The following is a 21872-nucleotide window of genomic DNA, read 5'->3' on the forward strand; positions in this document are numbered from 1 at the left end:
CTGTGCGGGATTCATGAAACAGCCGTGCACACAGCTCCGGGAGGTTCCATGAACGAGCAGACACCGCACACCCCGAGCCGCCGCAACGTCCTCAGAACGACCGCCGCCGCCGGAACGGGCCTCGGCATCGGCGCCCTCGGCAGCGTGAACGCCGAGGCGGCCGCCGGGTCCGCCCCGGCGGCGGCACCCGAGGCCGCCGCCGAGACCGCGGCGGTCCCGAGGCGCCTGGGTGCCACCATGGCCGGGGTCCCCTTCACCGGCCGCTCCACCGTCCGTGTCGGGCTCATCGGCCTCGGCAACCGGGGCAACGGCATGATCGGCCTCTATCTCGCCCTGCCCTGGGTGCGGGTGGTCGCCGTCTGCGACCCGGTGCGCGAGAAGGCCGAGCGGGCGGCCGCGAAGGTCGTCGCCGCCGGGCAGCCCGCACCCGCCGTCTACACCAAGGGCGAGGACGACTACGAGAACCTCTGCGCCCGCTCCGACATCGACTTCGTGCACGTGGCCACTCCCTGGGACAGCCACTTCCCGATCGCCCGCGCGGCGATGCTGGCGGGCAAGCACGTCGGCGTGGAGTGTCCGATCGCGATGCGGCTCGACGAGCTCTGGGCCCTGGTCGACGTGTCGGAGCAGACCCGCCGCCACTGCATGCAGCTGGAGAACTGCTGCTACGGCCGGAACGAGATGCGGGTGCTGCGGATGGCACACGCCGGGAAGTTCGGCACGCTCCTGCACGGAGCGGGGGCGTACAACCACGACCTGCGCGGGCTGATGTTCTCCCCGACGTACTACGAGGGTCCCTGGCGCCGGCTGTGGCACACCCGGCTGAAGGGCGACCTCTACCCCAACCACGGCTTCGGGCCGGTCGCCAACTACATGGACGTCAACCGGGGCGACCGGGCGGTGAGCATCAGCAGCTTCGGCACTCCGGCGCTGGGTCTCGCCGAGTACCGCGAGGAGCACATGGCGCCCGGCGACCCGAGCTGGAAGGAGACGTACATCGGGAGCGACCGGACGATCAGTCTGGTCCAGACGGCCAAGGGCCGGGTGATCCGGCTGGAGCACGACGTCTCCACCCCGCACCCGTACAGCCGGATCAACAGCCTCGGCGGCACGCGGGGCGTCTTCGAGGACTATCCGGCCCGGATCTACATCGAGCCGGACCACAAGGACGACCAGTGGGCGGACTTCTCCGCGTACGCGGGCGAGTTCGACCACTGGCTCTGGAAGGAGCACGCCAACCCGCCGGGCGGTCACGGCGGCATGGACTACATCATGGTGTACCGCCTGATGCAGTGCATGCAGCTCGGGCTGCCGCCGGACTTCGACGTGTACGACGCGGCCACCTGGACGGCGCCGGTGCCGCTGAGCCACGCCTCGATCAAGGCGAAGGGCGCGCCGCAGGAGATCCCCGACTTCACGCGCGGCGAGTGGCGCAAGTCCCGCTCGGGCGTGGACTCGGCGAAGCCGGTCTGAGGACGCGGCGCCCGGCCGGGGACGCGGCGCCCGGCTCCCTCCCGTGCGGAGGGAGCCGGGCGCCGTCCTGTTCAGCAGCGCCGCAGGTCCCGGGTGAGGGTTCCCTGAACGGTCGTCAGACTGCGGTCGTAGCAGCCGTCGGAGCCGTACAGCCGGTAGCGCTCGTCGGTGGTGCCGACCGCGTGCCGCTGGTCCCGCGGGACGCCCGTGGTGTACGTGGCGTCCCCGGTGTAGGTGTGGTCGAGCCGCGACCGGGAGAGCCGCCGTCCGTCGCGCAGGACGGCGGTGTCGGCGTGGTCCCCGAGGGTGAGGACGGTCCGCAGCCGGTCGCCCGCGCCGATCGTCGTCTCGCCGTCCATGGTGTACGTCCGGTCGGCGCGGGTGACGGTCCGGCCGCTGGTCACGGTCTCCCGGTCGGTCCAGCGCGCGGTGAACGCGTCCGGGTTCTCCCCCTCGCCCCAGCGGTGTGCGGAGCTGTGCGCGACGGTCCGGTCCACGGTGGTCGCCACCCGGCCGTGCGAGGTGTTCAGGTGTCCGGCGACGGTGAGACGGTGCCCGGCCTCGGTGTCAAGCCGGTGGAGGGCGTCCGCGGTGCCCGCCGTGTACACGGAGGAGTTGCGCGGGGCGGTCTCCCGGTGGCGGTCGAGGCCGCCGGTGACGACCCGGCTGCCCTCGTCCTGCCAGAGGAGCACGTTGGTGGGGGTGGACCAGCCCGCCTGACCGGCCGGGACCCCGGCGACGGCGACCTCCACGCGGTGGGTCCCGCCGTCGTTGAGGAGGGCGGCGAAGGGGGTCAGGTCGTAGACGATCGGCTGGACGTCGAAGGCGCGCGGCGCGGGGGTGACGTACCAGAGGAAGGGGTTGGACCAGCCCCCGGTCCAGACCGTCGGGAAGGGCGCGGCGATGCCGGCGAGGCGTCCGTCGACGGAGACGCGGACCTCCCGGTGGGGTCCGTCGGTCGCCCGGCAGGAGTACGGGGCGGCGTCGGGGACGGAGAGGTACCAGTACTCCTCGCAGCCGCCGCCGGAGCCGGTGGCGTACACCTCGGCGAGGACGCGTTCGGTGTTGCGGGGGGTGGTGAGGGTGGAGCCGGTGAGCGGGATCACCCGGTCGGGGGTACCGGCGGCGGGCTTCACCCGGCCCTGCGCGGTGTGGAAGGTGAGGGTGACCCGGACGTCGAGGACCCCGGTGTAGGTCTCGTTCACGACATTGCCGATGAGCATCTCGACCGGCTGCGGGCGGCTGAGGGTGTCGCGGTAGCGGGTGACGTCCTTCTCGACCGACCAGGTGATGCCGTCGGGCGAGGGCTGGGGTGTGGAGGTGCGGAGGATCTCCACACCTCCGAGGGTGAGGTAACCCAGGCGGTCGTACTGACGGCCCTTCACGTTGCCTTCGAGGCGCAGGACGACCTTGTTCCAGCGGGTGCCGCACTCCTCGGGCGGGGTGTATCGCCCCTGGTAGGGGGTGAAGTCGCGGAACCGGGCGGCGGCCAGGGTGACCTCGCAGCTGCGGGTGCCGGGGGTCTCGACGGGCGGGGCGGCGGTGACCGGGTCGTGCCAGTCGGAGGTGAACTCGGCCGGGGGCGTCGGGCCGTTCGGACCGTCGGCGGCGGCCGGGTGGGCGGTGAGGAGCGCGCCCGCGGCGAGGACCAGACCGCTGAGCATGCTCATGATCTTGAGTGATCTCATGGGGCGGAAGTGAAGCGCGGTCGGCCCCGTGCGGTCCAGAGGACGATGAGCGGACATGGCGCGATCTGTTCCCTCGTGGGGAAAATCGATTGCCGCCCCGCGGCGAAGAAGCGAACCTTGCACGGTTTCCCCCGCCGTCGCACACCCCCGGCGCGCGTTCCCCCCCGACAAGACCCGGAGACCCTGGGACGCCATGCAGATTCGAGATCTTCCCTTTGCCGACCCCGGGGTCCCGGACGTCCGCTCGGGCACCCGTTTCCTCGTCTGGCTCGGCCGTCAGCAGCTCGGCGGGCAGGTGAAGTCCATGCTCTGGGGGCTCCTCCACCACCTGGGCATCGCCGGGCTGCCGATCGGCATCGGCATCGCCGTCCAGGCGGTCGTGGACCGCGACGGCGGTCGGCTCGCGCTCGCCGGAGGCCTGCTCGTGGTGTTCGGCGCCGCGATCGCGGCCGGTGACGTGATGCTGCACCGCACCGCCGTCACCAACTGGATCACGGCGGCCGCCCGGGTCCAGCAGCTGCTCTCCCGCAAGACCGCCGAGCTGGGCTCCGTCCTGACCCGGCGGGTCGCCGCGGGTGAAGTCGTATCCGTGTCAACGGGCGACGTGGAAAAGATTGGATGGTTCGTCGAGGCGCTGTCACGGTTCGCCGCGGGCGCCGTCACCCTGGTGGTCATCTGCGTCGGCCTCACCGTCTACCAGCCGGCCCTCGGCATCGTGGTGGCCGTCGGCATCCCCGTCCTCGCCCTGTCGGTCCTGCCGCTCCTCCCCCGCGCGACGCGCCGGGCGGACATCCAGCGCGAGAAGGCGGGCAAGGCCACCGAGCTGGCCGCCGACACCGTCGCCGGGCTCCGCGTGCTGCGCGGCATCGGCGGCGAGGAGCTGTTCCTCGGCCGCTACCGCACCGCCTCCCAGGAGGTCCGCAAGGCCGCCGTGCACAGCGCGCGGATGTGGGCGCTGATCTCCGCGATCCAGGTCGTGCTGCCCGGCATCCTGCTCATCGTCGTGGCGGCGTACGGGGCGCGGCTCGCGCTCGACGGGCGGATCACGGTCGGCGAACTGGTCACCGTCTACAGCGCCGTGGCCCTCACCTACCACCCCCTGCGGAACTTCGAGGAGATCGCCATGGCCTTCTCCTTCTCCCGGCCGTCCGCGAAGCGGGCCGCCCGGGTCCTCGCCCTGGCCCGTACGACCACCACCACCGCCGGGGACGAGGACCGCGGGGCGACCGGCGACCTGTACGACCCGCTGACCGGGCTCCGCGCCCCGGCCGGCCTGTTCACCGCCGTCGTCTGCGGCGATCCGGACGTGGCCGGGCGGCTCGCGGACCGGCTCGGCGGCCATCCGGCCGAGCCGGGCGCGGACCACACCTCGGTCCTCCTCGGCGGGATCCCGCTCGACGAACTGCCGCTGGAGACCGCCCGTACGGTCGTCCTCGTCCAGGACAAGGACCCGGTCCTCCTCTCGGGCACGCTCCAGGAGCTGCTCGACGTGCCCCGCTCCGGCGGGGTGCTCCCGGACGGGGCCCTGGCCGCCGCCCGGTGCGACGACGTCCTCGACGCGCTGGCGCAGGCGTCCGTGGACACCGACGGCGATCCGATGCGCACCCGCATCACGGAGCGCGGCCGTTCGCTCTCCGGCGGCCAGCGCCAGCGGCTCGCGCTCGCCCGGTCCCTGGTGACCGACCCGGAGGTGCTCGTCCTCGACGAGCCCACCTCGGCGGTCGACGCGCACACCGAGACCCGGGTCGCCGCCGGCATCCGCGAACTGCGCGAGGGCAGGACCACCGTGGTCCTCGCCTCCTCGCCGCTGCTCCTGGACCGCGCCGACCGGGTGGTCCTGGTCCACGAGGGCCAGGCGGTCGCCGTCGGCGCCCACCGGGAGCTGCTCGTCCGGGAGCCGCGCTACCGCGCGGTCGTCACCCGCGAGGCCGACGACGAACCGATGACGACGGCACCCCGTGTCGGCGAACTCGAAGCACTGGAAGGGGAAACGGCATGATCGGCCTGGCGCCACCGGAGTACGACCCGGCGGCCCCGACGACGGCGACGACACTGCCCGTCGCCGCCGGCGCGACCGTCCGCGCCTACGCGCGCGAGCTGCTGCGCCGCCACCGCCGGGCGTTCGGGCTGCTCGTCGGGGTGAACGCGGTCGCCGTGATCGCCTCGATGGCCGGCCCGTATCTGCTCGGTTCGATGGTGGACGAGCTGGCCTCGGGGGCGCGCGAGCTCCATCTGGAGCGCACGATCGCCCTGTTCACGGTCGCGCTGCTGGTGCAGACCGCCTTCGTGCGGCTCGTCCGGCTGCGCGGGGCCATGCTCGGCGAGGAGATGCTCGCCGATCTGCGCGAGGACTTCCTCGTCCGCGCGGTCGGCCTGCCGCCCGGCGTGCTCGAACGGGCCGGCACGGGTGATCTGCTCTCCCGCATCACCACGGACGTCGACCGGCTCTCCAACGCGATGCGCGAGGCCGTGCCCCAGCTGGCCATCGGCGTCGTCTGGGCGGGGCTGCTGCTCGGCGGCCTCGCGGTGACGGCGCCGCCGCTGGCGCTCGCCGCCCTGCTCGCGGCGCCGCTGCTGATCGTCGGCTGCCGGTGGTACTTCAAGCGGGCGCCGGCCGCGTACCGCTCGGAGTCCGCGGGGTACGCGGCGGTGGCCGGCGCCCTCGCCGAGACGGTCGACGCGGGCCGCACGGTCGAGGCGCACCGCCTCGGCGCGCGGCGGATCGCCCTGTCGGACCGGCGTATCTCCGAATGGGTCGCGTGGGAGCGGTACACCCTCTTCCTGCGCTCGGTGCTCTTCCCCGTCGTCAACGTCACGCATATGACGGTGCTGTGCTCGGTGCTCCTGCTCGGCGGGGTGTTCGTGCTCCGGGGCTGGATCGACGTGGGCCAGCTGACCACGGGCGCGCTGCTCGCGCAGATGCTGGTGGACCCGATCGGAATCGTGCTCCGCTGGTACGACGAGCTCCAGGTCGCCCAGGTGTCGCTGGCCCGGCTCGTCGGCGTCCGGGACATCGAGCCGGACGCGGGTGACACGGAGGTGCGGCCGGAGGGCCGGGCCGTCCGGGCGGACGAGGTCAGGTTCGGCTACCGCGAGGGCGTCGACGTCCTGCACGAGGTGACCCTCACGGTGGCGCCCGGCACCCGGATCGCCCTGGTCGGCCCGTCCGGTGCGGGCAAGTCCACCCTCGGCCGGCTCCTCGCGGGGATCTACGCCCCGCGGACCGGCTCGGTCACCCTCGGCGCCGCGGAACTGGCGCGGATGCCCGCCGAGCGGGTCCGTGAGCACGTGGCCCTGGTCAACCAGGAGCACCACGTCTTCGTGGGCTCGCTCCGGGACAATCTGCTGCTGGCCAGGACGGGGGCCACCGACACCGAGCTGTGGGCGGCGCTCACGGCGGTGGACGCGGAGGTCTGGGCGCGGGGCCTCGACGAGGGCCTGGACACGGAGGTCGGCTCGGGCGGCCGTTCGCCGACCCCGGCGCAGGCCCAGCAGATCGCGCTGGCCCGGCTGGTCCTCGCGGACCCGCACACCCTGGTCCTGGACGAGGCCACCTCGCTGCTCGACCCGCGGGCGGCCCGGCACCTGGAGCGGTCCCTCGGCCGGGTCCTGGACGGGCGCACGGTCGTGGCCATCGCCCACCGGCTGCACACCGCGCACGACGCCGATCTGATCGCGGTGGTCGAGTCCGGCCGGATCAGTGAGCTCGGCAGCCACGCGGAGCTCGTCGAGGCGGACGGGGCGTACGCGGCGCTGTGGAGGTCGTGGCACGGGTGACGGCGGAGGAGGCGGGCCGGGCCGGGGTGTCGTGCGACGCCCCGGCCCGGCCCGCTTCCGTCGGGTCCGGTTCAGTAGCCGATCGTGAAGCGGCGCTGGACGAAGCGGGGCAGTTCCGCCTCGTCGACGAGGGCCACGGCCGCGTCCTCCGCCGAGACGTGGCTGCGTCCCCCGGCGTCCCGGACCGGCTGGTCCTCGCCGATGCGGAAGCGGCCGGTGCGCTCGCCGGGGGTGATGTCCTCGGCGGGGCTGAAGTAGGTCCAGCGGCGGTTGGAGGTGCGCAGCACGTTCAGGGCGTCGCGGTGGCCGCGGACCGCCGCCGCGTAGGCGCGGGGCAGGCCGACGCCGTCGAGGGTGTCGTGGAGGCGTTCCTCCGCGTCGGCGAGCACCGTGCCGGGCTCGATCTCCAGGCTGCCCGCGCCGCCGATCACGATGAGGCGGGTTCTGGGGTGGCTTTCGAGGGCCTTGAGCAGGGCGCGGGCCGCGGTGGCGTAGACCCCGGCGTCGGCGATCGAGCGCCGGACGGTGTCCGCCATGTCCTGGGCGGCGTTGCCGGGCTGGAAGGCGCTGACGAGGACGTCGAGTCCGGGCAGGGCTGCGGCGACGGCCCCGGGGTCGAGGACGTCGAGGCTCGCCCAGGTGATGTTCTCGCGCTTCTCGCCCGCCGCCGCCTCCGTGGCGTCACGGCTGAAGGCCCTGACGCGGTGTCCGCGTTCCAGGGCTTCCGTGACGACGCGGCTGCCGATGGTGCCGGTGGCTCCGATGACTCCGATGTACATGGCTCTCCCCTGTGATCACAGCTCCGACGCGGCACTGACGTAACGCCGTGCGAAAACTATACGCCGTGAAGTGCACGCCGTGCAGTTTCCATACGCCAACCAAGGGAACGGTAGGGTGCCCGTATGACCGGGACAGCGGAAACACGGGCGGGGACGGCTCCGGCCGGCCGGGGACGGCGCGAACGGCTCCGGGCCGAGACCACCGCCGAGATCAAGGGCACGGCCCTGCGCCTGATGGCCTCGGGCGGCCCCGACGCCATCACCCTGCGGGCCATCGCCCGTGAGATGGGCATGACGGCCAACGCGATCTACGGCTACTTCGCCACCCGCGACGACCTGGTCACCACGCTCATCGACGACGTGTACTCGGCCCTCGCCGACGCCGTGGAGTCGGCCTGGGCCGGCACCCCCGCCGAGGAACCCGCCGCCCGGATCCTCGCCTGGGCCCACGCCTTCCGCACCTGGGCCCTGACCAACCCCGAGGGCTTCCGGCTCGTGTACGGCGACCCCGTGCCCGGCTACCGGGCCCCGGAGGACGGCGCCGCCCCGGAGGCCGCCCGCCGGGTCTGCACCGGCCTCGCCGGACTCGCCGCGGCGGCCTGGCCGTACGCCGAACCGCTCTCCCGGGACAGCGCGTTCACCTGGGACGACTTCGACGCCGGGCTGCTCGACAAGGTGCGCCCGGCCTTCCCCGACCTGCCGCCGGCCGGTGTCGCCCTCGCGCTACGGCTCTGGGGACACCTGCACGGGATCGTCGCCCTGGAGGTCTACGGGCATCTCGGCCGCCAGACCACGAGCCCGGACAAGCTGTTCCAGGAGGAGCTGACCCGGCTCGTGACGACACTGGGCGTCCCCCGCACCCCCTGAGCGGCGGCCGGGGGCCCGTCGGGAAACCGGCGGGGAACTAGAGGAAGCCGAGCGCCGAGGCGCCGCCCACCCCGCCCAGCAGCATGAACGCCGGCATCAGGACCTTCAGCTCCACCCAGCTGCCGGCCCGGAAGCGCATGCCCTTCGGCGGGCCGATCGGGTACCAGCGCTTCCGGCCGACCGGGATGGGCCACAGGATGGGGCAGCCGGAGACCGTCAGGGCGTCGCCGATGTCGTGGACCAGGGCGCCGAGCACGATCGGGAGCCCGAGCCACAGGTACTCCTGGCCGGGGCCGGTGAAGAACCAGTCCGAGCCGTTGCCGGGCTTGTCGAGGACGCCCGCCAGGATCCAGGCGCTGGTCGCGCCGAGCAGCCAGACCAGGACGTCGCTGGACATCCGGGCGGCCCGCCACAGCAGGCCTTCCACGGCGAGGACCAGATGGACGAAGAGGATCGCGAGCACGGCCCACCGGCCGCCGGTGATCGCCGCGACGGAGGCGCCGCCGCCGATCAGCACGGCCCAGAGCCAGGTGTGGGTGAGGGTCCGGTGACCACCGGACCTGCGCGGGTCCGCGGAGGAGCGGGTCGCCTTGTAGACGGCGTACGACAGCTTGTCGACGATCTCGCAGAGGCCCTTGGAGACGGGCCCGAAGGCACGCGAGATGGTCGCGGACTTGTGGTCGAGGTCCGGGGCGAGCGCCGCACCCGCGCAGATGAGCGCGCCGACGACGAGAACCGGCCACGGCATCGGGCGGTCGAAGGCCGCTGCCGCCGCCCCGACACCCAGCCAGGCCGCCGCTCCGGACAGCGAGTGTGCCGGTCCCATCATGGTTGGTCCGCCCCGTTTCTCCTGTGCCGGCGCTCAGTTGACGACCGGTCGACGGACGAGCCTATCGTCCGTGATCTTCACCGCCGATGGCCGGTTCCCTCATCCGAGCGGAATCCAGGCAAGATGGGGGCGTGACCCTTATCGATCAGCTGCCGCCGACCGCCGACCCCGACGCCCTCTTCGAGGCCTTCTCCTCCTGGGCCGAGGACCGGGGCATCACGCTCTACCCGGCCCAGGAAGAGGCGCTGATCGAGGTCGTCTCCGGGGCCAACGTGATCCTTTCCACGCCCACCGGATCGGGAAAGTCGCTGGTCGCGGCGGCCGCGCACTTCACCGCGCTCGCGAACGACCAGGTGACCTTCTACACCGCGCCGATCAAGGCGCTGGTGTCGGAGAAGTTCTTCGACCTGTGCAAGATCTTCGGCACCGAGAACGTCGGCATGCTGACCGGCGACGCCTCCGTGAACGCGGACGCCCCGGTGATCTGCTGTACGGCGGAGGTGCTGGCCTCGATCGCGCTGCGGGACGGCAAGTACGCGGACATCAACCAGGTCGTGATGGACGAGTTCCACTTCTACGCCGAGCAGGACCGCGGCTGGGCGTGGCAGATCCCGATCCTGGAACTCCCCCAGGCGCAGTTCATCCTGATGTCGGCGACGCTCGGCGACGTCTCGATGTTCGAGAAGGACCTGACCCGGCGCACGGGAAAGCCGACCTCGGTGGTCCGCTCGGCGACCCGGCCGGTGCCGCTCTCGTACGAGTACCGGCTGACCCCGATCACGGACACCCTGACGGAGCTCCTGGAGACCAAGCAGGCGCCCGTCTACATCGTGCACTTCACCCAGGCGCAGGCCGTGGAGCGCGCGCAGTCCCTCATGAGCATCAACATGTGCACCCGTGAGGAGAAGGACAGGATCGCCGAGCTCATCGGCAACTTCCGCTTCACCACCAAGTTCGGCCAGAACCTCTCGCGTTACGTCCGCCACGGCATCGGCGTGCACCACGCCGGCATGCTGCCGAAGTACCGGCGGCTCGTCGAGAAGCTGGCACAGGCGGGTCTCCTGAAGGTGATCTGCGGGACGGACACGCTCGGCGTGGGCGTGAACGTGCCGATCCGTACGGTGCTGTTCACGGCGCTCACCAAGTACGACGGCACCCGGGTGCGCACGCTGCGCGCCCGCGAGTTCCACCAGATCGCGGGCCGGGCCGGCCGGGCCGGCTTCGACACGGCCGGCTACGTGGTCGCCCAGGCCCCCGAGCACGTCATCGAGAACGAGAAGGCGCTCGCGAAGGCCGGCGACGACCCCAAGAAGCGCCGCAAGGTGGTCCGCAAGAAGGCCCCGGAGGGCTTCGTCGCCTGGAGCGACACCACCTTCGACCGGCTGATCGACGCCGAGCCGGAGCCGCTGACCTCCCGCTTCAAGGTCACCAACATCATGCTGCTCTCGGTGATCGCCCGCCCGGGCAACGCCTTCGAGGCGATGCGCAAGCTCCTGGAGGACAACCACGAGCCGCGCAAGGCCCAGCTGCGGCACATCCGCCGGGCCATCGCGATCTACCGCTCGCTGCTCGACGGCGGTGTGGTGGAGCAGCTCGACACCCCGGACGCCGAGGGCCGCACGATCCGCCTCACGGTCGACCTCCAGCAGGACTTCGCGCTCAACCAGCCGCTGTCGACGTTCGCGCTCGCCGCCTTCGACCTGCTGGACCCCGAGTCCCCCTCGTACGCCCTGGACATGGTCTCCGTCGTCGAGTCCACCCTCGACGACCCGCGCCAGATCCTCCACGCCATGCAGAACAAGGCGCGCGGCGAGGCGGTCGGGCAGATGAAGGCCGACGGCGTCGAGTACGAGGAGCGGATGGAGCGGCTCCAGGACATCTCGTACCCGAAGCCGCTGGAGGAGCTGCTCTGGCACGCGTACAACGTCTACCGGACGTCCCACCCGTGGGTCGGCGACCACCCGGTGTCGCCGAAGTCGGTCATCCGTGACATGTACGAACGCGCCCTGACCTTCACCGAGTTCACCTCCTGGTACGAGCTGGCGCGCACCGAGGGCATCGTCCTGCGCTACCTCGCGAGCGCGTACAAGGCACTCGACCACACCATCCCGGACGACCTGAAGACCGAGGACCTGGAGGACCTGATCGCCTGGCTGGGCGAGATGGTGCGCCAGGTGGACTCCTCGCTGCTCGACGAGTGGGAGCAGCTGGCCAACCCGGAGGTCCAGACGGCCGAGGAGGCCCAGGAGAAGGCCGACCAGGTCAAGCCGGTCACGGCCAACGCCCGCGCCTTCCGGGTCCTGGTGCGCAACGCGATGTTCCGCCGGGTGGAACTGGCCGCCCTCGACAACCTCGGCGCGCTGGGCGAGATGGACGCCGAGGCCGGCTGGGACGCCGACGCCTGGGGCGAGGCGATGGACGCGTACTGGGACGAGTACGACGACCTCGCCACCGGCCCGGACGCCCGCGGCCCGAAGCTGCTCGCCATCGAGGAGGACGCGGCGCACGGCCTGTGGCGCGTCCGTCAGACCTTCGCCGACCCGAACGGCGACCATGACTGGGGCATCAGCGCGGAGGTGGACCTGGCGGCCTCCGACGAGGAGGGCCGCGCGGTGCTCCGCGTGACGTCCGTCGGACAGCTGTAGAGGAGCGCACGTCGTGACCAACCCCGCCGAGAGGCTCGTCGATCTGCTCGACCTGGAGCAGATCGAGGTCAACATCTTCCGTGGGCGGAGCCCTCAGGAGTCGCTGCAACGGGTCTTCGGCGGACAGGTCGCCGGGCAGGCCCTCGTCGCGGCCGGCCGCACCACCGAGGGCGACCGGCCCGTGCACTCGCTGCACGCCTACTTCCTGCGGCCGGGCCGGCCCGGGGTGCCGATCGTCTACCAGGTGGAGCGGGTGCGGGACGGGCGCTCGTTCACGACCCGCCGGGTCACGGCCGTGCAGGAAGGACGGACGATCTTCAATCTGACGGCCTCCTTCCACCGGCCCGAGGACGGCGCCTTCGAGCATCAGCTGCCGCCGCGGCACCTGACCGACCCGGAGAGCCTGCCGAACCTCGCGGACGAGATCCGCGAACACCTGGGCACGCTGCCGGAGGCCCTGGAGCGGATGGCCCGCCGGCAGCCCTTCGACATCCGGTACGTGGACCGGCTGCGCTGGACCCAGGACGAGGTCAAGGGCGCCGACCCGCGCAGCGCGGTGTGGATGCGGGCCGTGGGGCCGCTGGGCGACGACCCGCTGATCCACACCTGCGCCCTGACGTACGCCTCGGACATGACGCTCCTGGACGCGGTACGGATCCCGGTCGAGCCCCTGTGGGGCCCGCGGGGCTTCGACATGGCGTCGCTGGACCACGCGATGTGGTTCCACCGGCCGTTCCGCGCGGACGAGTGGTTCCTGTACGACCAGGAGTCCCCGATCGCGACGGGGGGCCGGGGACTCGCGCGGGGCCGGATCTACGACCGCGAGGGGCAGCTCCTGGTGTCGGTGGTCCAGGAGGGCCTGTTCCGCAAGCTCGGATGAGCCCGGGGCGGCACCGGGGTCACTCGTACTCGGTGCCGCCCTTGCGGGTCAGATAGGCCGGGCTGACCGCCTTGGCGATGGCCCGGCCGCCGAGGACCGGGCTGTACCGCTCGGTCGCGGACCGGATGACGACCCCCTCCCGCAGATGGGCCTCGCGGCCGGAGACGGTCTCCCGGCCGGTGGCGTGCGCGAGGACCGTGTCCAGGTCGTACGGACCCGAGTACAGCCGCGGGACGAGCGGGACCTCGCCGGCCTCCAGGACCTCGGCCGGGTCCAGCCACTCCACTCTGCCGTCGATCTCGGCGGAGACGTCGAAGAGGGCGTAGCCGACGGTCCGGGAGCGGGCGTCGGCGCCGTACGCGAGGTCCTGCACCCCGGAGCCGTACACCTCGCCGAAGAAGCCGACCCGGCGGGCGCCGAGACGTTTCGCCAGCCGCTCGGCGACGGCGGGCAGACCGTGGCCGTGGACGGCTCGCCAGTACAGGTTCCGCGGGTCCTCCTGGAGGGCCAGGCCCTTCGAACCGAAACCCTTGGACGAGACCTGGACGCGTCCCTCGTCGGCGAGGAAGGTCAGCAGGCAGGCCGTGCCGTGGAGCTTCTCCGTCAGCACGACGGGCTCGCCCGGCTCGAAGATGCCCGGGTAGCGCTGGAGGTTCTCGATGTCGACCCAGGGCAGCAGGTCCGGCGCCACCTCCACGTCGCCGTCCATCGTCGGCGGTATCGGCGGCACCCACTTCACGATCCCGAGCGTCTCCGCGAAGTCGGTCCCCTCGGCCGCCGCGCGCGCCAGGTCCGTGCCGGCGAGGGCGCCGGGCCGGCACACGATCCCCTGCGACAGCTCCCCGCGCAGCCGTACCGCCTTGACCCGGTCCGACCTCCCTCCGGCGAGCCGCCCGGTCAGCCCGAGCTCCTCGACGAGCGCGGCGGGCAGAACGGCCTGCTCGGGGATGTAGACGGCGGCGTCCCCGGTCCGATAAGCGCCCTTGGCGACGACGGCCCGGTAGAGACCGACCTGGGCCAGCTCCAGGGCATCGGCGTTCGGATGGGGATGGACGGTCAGGACTTCGGCGGTGACGCGCAGGGTCGACATATCAGGACTCCGGGTGCTCGGGTTTCGCTCTCATCGGGGTCACTGTGCCGATCGGGGAAACGGGTGGGCCAGTGATTTACCTGCTGGTAGCGTCGCCCGATTCCGCCCCCAGGGCCTTACAGGGTCTGGTCGATGCCCGGGAGGGTGTCCTGGTCCACCTCGTGGCGGCGGGAGCGGATGTCCGGGGCCGGTGGGTGGAGTTTGGCGTCGCAGGTGGGGCCCAGGCCGGTGCGACGGGAGTCCACGCCGGTGAGGGGGCGGCCGCAGAGCCGGCAGAGGATCCGGCGCGGTCCTGCCTCCGGTGCGGAATCGATCGAGATTGCCAGTGGTTCGTCTCCCATGCTGAGATCAAACCCTATTCCGACGAGGAGCAGTCCATGAGCCTGTACGACATTCCGCTGAAGACCCTGACCGGCGAGCCGGTCTCCCTTGCCGACTACCGGGACCGCGCGGTCCTGGTCGTGAACGTCGCCTCCAAGTGCGGCCTGACCCCGCAGTACGCGGGTCTGGAGAAGCTGCAGAAGGAGTACGGCGAGCGCGGCTTCACCGTGCTCGGTGTGCCCTGCAACCAGTTCGCGGGCCAGGAGCCCGGCAGCGCGGACGAGATCCAGACCTTCTGCTCGACGACGTACGGCGTCTCCTTCCCCCTCCTGGAGAAGATCGACGTCAACGGCGACGCCCGCCACCCGCTCTACACGGAGCTCGTGAAGATCGCCGACGCCGAGGGCGAGGCCGGTGACGTGCAGTGGAACTTCGAGAAGTTCCTGATCGGCCGCGACGGCCAGGTCACCCGCTTCCGCCCGCGCACCGAGCCGGACGCCCCCGAGGTCGTCTCCGCGATCGAGGCGCAGCTTGTCTGACGCCGTGAACGGCGCGTTGCCCGACGGCCTGGCCGCCGGTCCGCCCGAGGGTCTCGCCGACGAGCGTGTCGTCGCGCGGCTGCGGGCCGCGGGCTGTGTCTTCGCCGAGGAAGAGGCGGAGATGCTGCTCGCGGCGGCGGCCGGACCCGGCGAACTCGACCTGATGGTCGAGCGGCGGGCCTCGGGCCTGCCACTGGAGCATGTCGTCGGCTGGGCCGCGTTCACGGGGCTGCGGATCGAGGTCGACGGCGGGGTCTTCGTCCCCCGGCGGCGTACGGAGTTCCTGATCGGGCACGCGGTGGAGCTGGCCCGGCCGGGAGCCGTCTGTGTCGACCTGTGCTGCGGCTCCGGCGCGGCGGGCGCGGTGCTGCTCGACCGCGTCGAGGGCGCGGAGGTGCACGCCTCGGACATCGAGCCGGCGGCGGTGCGCTGCGCCCGGCGGAACGTCGAGCCGCGCGGCGGCCGGGTGTACGAGGGCGACCTCTTCGCCCCGCTGCCCCCGGAGCTGCGGGGCCGGGTCGGGATCCTGGTCGCCAACGTGCCGTACGTACCGACCGGGGACATCGGGCTGCTGCCCCCGGAAGCCCGCGACCACGAGCCGCTCGTCACGCTCGACGGCGGCCCGGACGGTCTCGACGTGCTGCGGCGGGTCGCCGCCGAGGCGCCGGAGTGGCTGGCGCCGGGCGGGCGGCTGTTCGTGGAGACGAGCGAGCGGCAGGCCGAGCGGGCCGCCGAGGCCGTCGCCGCGGTGTCGGGGGGCCTGCTGGACCCCGAGGTGATCACCTCGGACGAGTGGTGGGCGACGGTGGTCGTCGCGACCCGGCGGTAGCGGACCGGGTCCCGGCGGGGGGGGGGAGAGAGAGCGGGCCGCGGCCGCTCCTCTGCCGCCCCGGGCCGCTGCGCCGCCGCCCTCGTGCGTCCTCGGGCTAGAGCGTCCTGGGCGTGAGGCGGCAGCGGGCCGGGCCGGCCGCCTGGAGGGTGATCGCCGGGGCGACGGGCACGACGGTGTCGACGGCCTCGAGGTCGTACCTCTGAAGGATCATCGCGAGGGCGATCACCGACTCCAGCATCGAGAAGTGCTGGCCGATGCACGCGCGCGGGCCGCCGCCGAAGGGGAACCAGGCGTAGCGCGGCCGGGCGGCCTCCGCCTCGGGCGTGAAGCGGTCCGGGTCGAAGCGCTCCGCGTCCTCCCAGTAGTCCGGGTGCCGGTGGGTGACCCAGGGGGCGACGATGACGTCCGCGCCGGCCGGGATGGCGACCCCGCCGACCTCGGTGGCGGCGACGGCACGGCGTCCGATGACCGGGGCGGCCGGGAAGAGCCGCATCGCCTCCTTGAGGACCCGGGTGACGTAGGGCAGCGCGTCGAGGTCGTCGGCGCCGGGGGTACGGCCGGCGAGGACCCGGTCGACCTCCTCGTGGGCCCGCTTCCGCTCCTCCGGGTGGAGGGCGAGGAGGTGGAGCGCGAAGCCGAGGGACGTGGCGGTCGTCTCGTGGCCGGCGAGCAGGAAGACGAGGACCTGCTCGCGCAGCTCGGTCGCGTCGAAGCTGCCGTCCTCGGCGCTCTCGGCCTCGACGAGGAGGGTGAGGAGGTCCTGGCCGTCGCCGGGGGCCTCGCCGGAGCTCCGGCGCTCGGCGATGATCCGGTCGCACACCTCGTAGAGCGCCCGGTGGACGGTGGCGGCGCGGCGGTTGCCGGGGGTGGGCCAGTCACGGGGGACGTTGAGCGGGGAGTAGCCGCGGCGCAGCACGTACGCGCCGAGGTCGGGGAAGCTTTTCTCGACGATCTCGACGGCGGCGTCGACGTCCGTGCCGAAGAGGATGCGGGCGACGGCGCGCAGCGCGAACCGGGCCATCTCCTGGAGGACGTCGACGGACGCCGCGCCGCTGTCCTGCCACTCCTGGGTGAGGGTGGTGATCTCCGTGGCGACGGCCGAGGCGTAGCCGTCGACGCGGCGCCGGGTGAAGAGGGGCTGGACGAGCCGGCGCTGGCGGAGGTAGTCCTCGTCCTGGCTGGTGAGCAGTCCGTTGCCGAAGGACTCGCGGATCTCCTGGTAGAAGGCGTTGTCCTTGCGGAAGTTGGCCGATTCCCCGGCGAGGACCTGCTGGGCTCCGTCGGCGGAGAAGACGCCGTAGACCACGGCGCGGATCCCGGGCGGTCCCGCGGTGATCCGGACGACGTCGCCGTGCTCGCGCCGGGCGCGCAGGAAGGTGCCCAGGGAGTCGTTCTTGAGGTCGAACATGGAGCCGAGCAGCGGTAGTCCCGCGAGTTCGGGTGCTTCGGTACCGGTGGTGATGGCCATGAACGGTTCCCCCTCGATCGTCACGTGCGGGCCGATTCTCTCCCAGGAGGTGACCCGCGGGTAGGGATGCCCGAACGGCCGACCGAATCTGGCCTGTTGGCTCGAATCGGTCGCCTGTCAGTGGGGTCTGGGAGGCTCGCCGTATGGAACGCCCCGAGCTGACTCTGCAACTGACCATCGACTGCGCCGACCCCCAGCGGCTGGTGCCGTTCTGGCTGGAGGCGCTGCGGTACATCCCCGATCCGCCGCCCGCGGGCCACGCCACCTGGCGGGACTACTGGGAGGCGGTCGGCGTCCCCGAGGAGGAGCTGGGCGAGGACGCCGGCGAGCTCCCCGAGTCCATCGTGGACCCGAAGGGCGTGGGACCCCGGGTCTGGTTCCAGCGCGTCCCGGAGCCGAAGACCGTCAAGAACCGCGTCCACCTCGACCTGAAGGTGGGCGGCGGCCGGGAGGTCCCGCTCCCGCTGCGCCGCGAGCGGGTGGACGGCGAGGTGGCCCGTCTGACGACGCTCGGCGCGACGATCCTCTACACGATGGACGAGCCGAACGGCATGGACTACTACGCGGTGGTCCTCCAGGACCCCGAGGGCAACGAGTTCTGCCTGGTGTGAGGGACCCGGGTCCGGGGGCAAGGGTCGCCCTTGCCCCCGGCGGTTCCGCTACTTCGCGAGCGCCCGGCTGATCACCATGCGCTGGATCTCGCTCGTGCCCTCGAAGATGGTGTAGATGGCCGCGTCGCGGTGCATGCGCTCCACCGGGTACTCGCGGGTGTAGCCGTTGCCGCCGAGGATCTGTATGGCCTGGGCCGTGACCTTCTTGGCGACCTCGCTGGCGTACAGCTTGGACATGGAGCCCTCGGCCGCCGTGAAGGGCCTGCCCGCCGTGGCCATCCAGGAGGCGCGCCAGACCAGGAGACGGGCCGCGTCGATCTGGGTGGCCATGTCGGCGAGCTGGAAGGCGACGCCCTGGTTCTCGATGATCGGGCGGCCGAACTGGACGCGGGTCTTCGCGTAGTCGAGGGCGACCTCGAACGCGGCGCGGGCGGTGCCGACGGCCATGGCGCCGACCGCCGGACGGGAGGCCTCGAACGTGGCCATCGCGGCGTTCTTCACCTGCTCGCCGCCCGCCCTGGACTTCTCGCGGGCCCGGGCGATGCGGTCGTCCAGCTTGTCCTTGCCGCCGAGGAGGCAGTGGCCGGGGACGCGGACGTCCTCCAGGACGACCTCGGCGGTGTGGGAGGCGCGGATGCCGTGCTTCTGGAACTTCTGGCCCTGGGACAGGCCGGGGGTGCTCGGCGGGACGATGAAGGACGCGTGGCCCTTGGAGCCGAGCTCCGGGTCGACGACGGCGACGACGACGTGGACGTTGGCGATGCCGCCGTTGGTCGCCCAGGTCTTGGTGCCGTTGAGGACCCATTCGTCCTTGGCCTCGTCGTAGACCGCCCGGGTCCGCATGGAGGCCACGTCGGAGCCGGCGTCGGGCTCCGAGGAGCAGAAGGCGGCGACCTTGACGTCGTCGGCGTCGCCGTACATCTGCGGGATCCAGGTGCCGATCTGCTCCTCGGTGCCGTTGGCGAGGACGCCGACGGCGGCGAGGCCGGTACCGACGATGGAGAGCGCGATGCCGGCGTCCCCCCAGAAGAGCTCCTCCATCGCCATGGGGATGCCGAGACCGGTCGGGTCGAAGAACTGCTGGGCATAGAAATCGAGCGAGTAGATGCCGAGCTTGGCCGCTTCCTGGATGATCGGCCAGGGAGTCTCCTCACGCTCGTCCCATTCGGCGGCCGCGGGGCGCATCACATCGGCGGCGAAGCCGTGGAGCCAGTCGCGGACCTGCTTCTGGTCATCGTTGAGTTCGAGCGTGAACTCGCCCATATTCCCTCCCCAGCTGTACGTTACTTGCGGTAACACCAGTCTGTTACCGGCGGGTACATGCTGTCAACCTGCGGTGGAGCGGTTCGGCCCGACCGGCACCGGACAGCGGCCGGGTGTTACGTTGCGACAGCCTCACGGAATCACACGGGCGGGGAGACACGCTTATGGACATCGCACACCGGACCACCGACCAGCAGACACCCGCCGAACAGCGGCGCCGCGAACTGCTGGAGGCGGCGGACCGGGTGGTGCTCCGGGACGGCCCCAAGGCTTCCATGAACGCGATCGCCGCCGAGGCCGGTATCACCAAGCCGATCCTCTACCGCCACTTCGGCGACAAGGGCGGCCTGTACCGCGCTCTCGCCATCCGGCACACGGACGCCCTCCTCGCCGCTCTGCGGGCCGCGCTCGACGCGCCGTCCGACCGCCGCCGCCGTGTCGAGTCCACCCTCGACACCTATCTCGCCTCGATCGAGGCGATGCCCCAGGTCTACCGCTTCCTCATGCACCCCGCCGAGGAACCGCACCAGACCGAGCAGGGCTTCGACGTCGGCCGCCACTCCGCCCCGCTGCTCCGCCGCATGGGCGAGGAGCTCGGCCAGGTCATCGCCGAACGCGTCGACCTGGGACCCGGCGCCGAGGCCCAGGCCCGGATCTGGGGCCACGGCATCGTCGGCATGATGCACGCGGCCGGCGACTGGTGGCTCGGCGAACGCCCCTGCTCCCGCGCCGAGCTCGTCCGCAGCCTCGCGGACCTCCTGTGGGGAAGACTCGCCCAGGCCCCGGACCTCCCCGGCGGGCCGGGGTTCTGACCGGACCCCCTCGGGGGCCCCGGGCGGCCTCCGGGCCCTCGGCCCCCGCGGGACCCTCAGCCCTCCAGCACTCCCGCCCCGCTCCCCCACGGCTGCTTGCGGATCGTGCGGAGCAGACGTGACTTGCGCCACCCCGAGACGTGGTCCGCGTAGACCCCGCCCTCCAGATGGTCGGCCTCGTGCTGGAGGCAGCGGGCGAAGAAACCCGTGCCCTCGACCCGTACCGGAGTGCCGTCCACCCGTACCCCCTCGACCACCGCGCGGTCGTAACGGGGCGTCGGGGCCTCGAGACCCGGCAGGGAGAGACAGCCCTCCGGGCCCCGGATCAGCTCACCGTCCGCCTCCGCCAGGCGCGGGTTCACCACATGGCCCAGGTGACGGGTCTCCTCGTCGTCGGGGCAGTCGTAGACGAAGACACGCAGGCCCACACCCACCTGGTTCGCCGCGAGGCCGACGCCGTTCGCCGCGTACATCGTGGCGAACATGTCCTCGACGAGCCGGGCCAGTTCGGGTCCGAAGTCGGTGACGGGAGCGCAGGGTGTGTGCAGCACGGGGTCGCCGAGCAGAGTCATCGCTCGGACGAGGCCGGAACTGCCGGGGATGGGGCGGTTTCGCATGGCCGTAAGGGTACGGTCCGCCGTGACCTGGCTGTTTCGCGCGACCGCTCGGCGGTGCCGCTGTTCGGGCTGCTGGCCGGATCTCGATAGGCTGAGCCCGGACCGACGCAAGGAGGAACAAGAACGATGTCAGGACACCCCGGTAATCCAGAGCCGCTGTCGCCGCGCGCCAAGCTGGCCGTGACGGCGGGCAGGGCCGCGGCCGCGGTGTCGCGTGCGGCGGGGCGCGGCAGCGGATCGGTGATCGGCGGCAAGGTCGCGCTGAAGCTCGACCCCGACCTCCTGGGCCGGCTCGCGCAGCATCTGGACGTCGTCCTGGTGTCGGCGACCAACGGCAAGACGACCACCACCCGGCTGATCGCGGAAGCCCTGCGCGCCGCCGGCCCCGTCGTCTCGAACGCCCTCGGCGCCAACATGCCCGCCGGCATCACCTCGGCGCTGGCCGGCGGCTCGGACTCCAAGTTCGGTGTGATCGAGGTCGACGAGAAGTACCTCGCCGGCGTCGCCCGTGACACCACGCCCAAGGTCATCGCGCTGCTCAACCTCTCCCGCGACCAGCTCGACCGCGCCGCCGAGACCCGGATGCTCGCCGAGAAGTGGCGCGAGGGTCTCAACGGCACGAAGGCCGTCGTCGTCGCCAACGCCGACGACCCGCTCATCGTGTGGGCCGCCTCCTCCTCGCCGAACGTGGTGTGGGTGGCCGCCGGCCAGGAGTGGAAGGACGACGCCTGGTCGTGCCCCGCCTGCGGCGGTGTCATGCAGCGTCCCGGCGACGACTGGTTCTGCGGCGAGTGCGGCTTCCGCCGTCCCGCGCCGAGCTGGGCGCTCAGCGGCGACCACGTACTCGACCCGCACGGTTCGGCCTGGCCGATCCGACTGCAGCTGCCCGGCCGCGCCAACAAGGCGAACGCCGCGACCTCGGCCGCCGTCGCCGCCGTCTTCGGGGTGCCGCCGCAGGTGGCCCTGGAGCGCATGTACCAGGTGCAGGCCGTCGCCGGCCGGTACGACGTGGTCTCCTTCCAGGGCCGTGAGCTGCGACTGCTGCTCGCGAAGAACCCGGCCGGCTGGCTCGAGACGTTCTCCCTCATCGACGGGCCGCCCGCCCCGGTGATCCTGTCCGTCAACGCGCGCGGCGCCGACGGCACGGACACCTCCTGGCTGTGGGACGTGGACTACGGCCGGCTCGCCGGCCACCCGATCATGGTGATCGGCGACCGGAAGCTGGACCTCGCGGTCCGCCTGGAGGTCGCGGGTGTGGACTTCCGCGTCTGCGAGACGCTGGACGAGGCCGTCTCGATGGCCCCGCCCGGGCAGATCGAGCTGATCGCCAACTACACCGCCTTCCAGGACGTCCGCCGCCGCGTCGGCAACTGACCCGTAG

19 protein-coding genes are annotated in these 21872 nt (G+C 72.3%); 11 read left to right on the forward strand and 8 right to left on the reverse strand.

Annotation, left to right across the window (positions count from 1 at the left end):
• The first annotated feature begins 48 nt into the window (after positions 1–48).
• Positions 49–1473 (forward strand): Gfo/Idh/MocA family protein, encoded by a 1425-nt coding sequence (locus tag ACH4MY_RS18810; protein WP_398004347.1) that lies wholly within the window; start codon positions 49–51, stop codon positions 1471–1473.
• Between the two features lie 71 nt (positions 1474–1544).
• On the opposite strand, the gene ACH4MY_RS18815 is transcribed toward ACH4MY_RS18810, so the two are convergent.
• Complete coding sequence (locus tag ACH4MY_RS18815; protein WP_398004349.1) at positions 1545–3161, reverse strand: peptide-N4-asparagine amidase; 1617 nt, start codon at positions 3159–3161, stop codon at positions 1545–1547.
• A gap of 193 nt (positions 3162–3354) precedes the next feature.
• Between ACH4MY_RS18815 and ACH4MY_RS18820 the strand changes: the two genes are divergently transcribed.
• Positions 3355–5160, forward strand: a complete 1806-nt coding sequence (locus tag ACH4MY_RS18820) for an ABC transporter transmembrane domain-containing protein (RefSeq protein ID WP_398004350.1) — start codon at positions 3355–3357, stop codon at positions 5158–5160.
• Complete coding sequence (locus ACH4MY_RS18825; RefSeq protein WP_398004352.1) at positions 5157–6938, forward strand: ABC transporter ATP-binding protein; 1782 nt, start codon at positions 5157–5159, stop codon at positions 6936–6938. The genes ACH4MY_RS18820 and ACH4MY_RS18825 overlap by 4 nt, the downstream gene beginning before the upstream one ends.
• 71 nt (positions 6939–7009) lie before the next feature.
• On the opposite strand, the gene ACH4MY_RS18830 is transcribed toward ACH4MY_RS18825, so the two are convergent.
• Entirely contained in the window at positions 7010–7717 is a 708-nt protein-coding gene (locus ACH4MY_RS18830) for an NAD(P)-dependent oxidoreductase (protein ID WP_398004354.1), read from the reverse strand.
• 123 nt (positions 7718–7840) lie between these two features.
• Between ACH4MY_RS18830 and ACH4MY_RS18835 the strand changes: the two genes are divergently transcribed.
• The gene (locus ACH4MY_RS18835; protein ID WP_398004356.1) at positions 7841–8584 is read left to right on the forward strand and encodes a TetR/AcrR family transcriptional regulator; all 744 of its coding nucleotides are present in this window, start codon (positions 7841–7843) and stop codon (positions 8582–8584) included.
• A gap of 37 nt (positions 8585–8621) precedes the next feature.
• Here ACH4MY_RS18835 and ACH4MY_RS18840 read toward each other — a convergent pair whose 3' ends face one another.
• The gene (locus ACH4MY_RS18840; RefSeq protein WP_398004358.1) at positions 8622–9413 is read right to left on the reverse strand and encodes a metal-dependent hydrolase; all 792 of its coding nucleotides are present in this window, start codon (positions 9411–9413) and stop codon (positions 8622–8624) included.
• Between the two features lie 86 nt (positions 9414–9499).
• Here ACH4MY_RS18840 and ACH4MY_RS18845 point away from each other — a divergent pair, with 86 nt between their 5' ends.
• Together ACH4MY_RS18845 and ACH4MY_RS18850 are read left to right on the forward strand one after the other, a co-directional pair.
• Positions 9500–12058, forward strand: a complete 2559-nt coding sequence (locus tag ACH4MY_RS18845) for a DEAD/DEAH box helicase (RefSeq protein WP_398004360.1) — start codon at positions 9500–9502, stop codon at positions 12056–12058.
• 13 nt (positions 12059–12071) lie between these two features.
• Positions 12072–12938: an acyl-CoA thioesterase gene (locus tag ACH4MY_RS18850; protein WP_398004362.1), complete on the forward strand. Its 867-nt coding sequence runs from the start codon at positions 12072–12074 to the stop codon at positions 12936–12938.
• Between the two features lie 19 nt (positions 12939–12957).
• Here ACH4MY_RS18850 and ACH4MY_RS18855 read toward each other — a convergent pair whose 3' ends face one another.
• Entirely contained in the window at positions 12958–14028 is a 1071-nt protein-coding gene (locus tag ACH4MY_RS18855) for an RNA ligase (ATP) (RefSeq protein ID WP_398004364.1), read from the reverse strand.
• Between the two features lie 116 nt (positions 14029–14144).
• Positions 14145–14369: a DUF6011 domain-containing protein gene (locus tag ACH4MY_RS18860; RefSeq protein ID WP_398004366.1), complete on the reverse strand. Its 225-nt coding sequence runs from the start codon at positions 14367–14369 to the stop codon at positions 14145–14147.
• Between the two features lie 36 nt (positions 14370–14405).
• Here ACH4MY_RS18860 and ACH4MY_RS18865 point away from each other — a divergent pair, with 36 nt between their 5' ends.
• On the forward strand, positions 14406–14888 hold the full coding sequence (locus tag ACH4MY_RS18865) for a glutathione peroxidase (protein WP_398004368.1): 483 nt from the start codon (positions 14406–14408) through the stop codon (positions 14886–14888).
• Between the two features lie 16 nt (positions 14889–14904).
• Positions 14905–15717: a putative protein N(5)-glutamine methyltransferase gene (locus ACH4MY_RS18870; RefSeq protein ID WP_398004642.1), complete on the forward strand. Its 813-nt coding sequence runs from the start codon at positions 14905–14907 to the stop codon at positions 15715–15717.
• 97 nt (positions 15718–15814) lie between these two features.
• Here ACH4MY_RS18870 and ACH4MY_RS18875 read toward each other — a convergent pair whose 3' ends face one another.
• A complete protein-coding gene (locus ACH4MY_RS18875; protein ID WP_398004370.1) occupies positions 15815–17188 on the reverse strand; it encodes a cytochrome P450 in 1374 nt (457 codons plus the stop codon).
• A gap of 143 nt (positions 17189–17331) precedes the next feature.
• Here ACH4MY_RS18875 and ACH4MY_RS18880 point away from each other — a divergent pair, with 143 nt between their 5' ends.
• The gene (locus ACH4MY_RS18880; protein ID WP_398004372.1) at positions 17332–17799 is read left to right on the forward strand and encodes a VOC family protein; all 468 of its coding nucleotides are present in this window, start codon (positions 17332–17334) and stop codon (positions 17797–17799) included.
• Between the two features lie 48 nt (positions 17800–17847).
• On the opposite strand, the gene ACH4MY_RS18885 is transcribed toward ACH4MY_RS18880, so the two are convergent.
• Positions 17848–19062, reverse strand: coding sequence for an acyl-CoA dehydrogenase family protein (locus ACH4MY_RS18885; RefSeq protein WP_398004374.1), 1215 nt, complete (start codon positions 19060–19062; stop codon positions 17848–17850).
• Between the two features lie 164 nt (positions 19063–19226).
• Here ACH4MY_RS18885 and ACH4MY_RS18890 point away from each other — a divergent pair, with 164 nt between their 5' ends.
• Entirely contained in the window at positions 19227–19874 is a 648-nt protein-coding gene (locus ACH4MY_RS18890; protein ID WP_398004376.1) for a TetR family transcriptional regulator, read from the forward strand.
• Positions 19875–19930: 56 nt separating this feature from the next.
• On the opposite strand, the gene def is transcribed toward ACH4MY_RS18890, so the two are convergent.
• A complete protein-coding gene (gene def, locus ACH4MY_RS18895) occupies positions 19931–20491 on the reverse strand; it encodes a peptide deformylase (protein ID WP_398004378.1) in 561 nt (186 codons plus the stop codon).
• A 126-nt stretch (positions 20492–20617) separates the two neighbouring features.
• Between def and ACH4MY_RS18900 the strand changes: the two genes are divergently transcribed.
• Positions 20618–21865 (forward strand): MurT ligase domain-containing protein, encoded by a 1248-nt coding sequence (locus ACH4MY_RS18900; RefSeq protein WP_398004379.1) that lies wholly within the window; start codon positions 20618–20620, stop codon positions 21863–21865.
• The last annotated feature ends 7 nt before the right edge of the window (positions 21866–21872 follow it).

This window comes from Streptomyces sp. NPDC017246, from assembly GCF_044331325.1.
Taxonomy (GTDB): domain Bacteria; phylum Actinomycetota; class Actinomycetes; order Streptomycetales; family Streptomycetaceae; genus Streptomyces.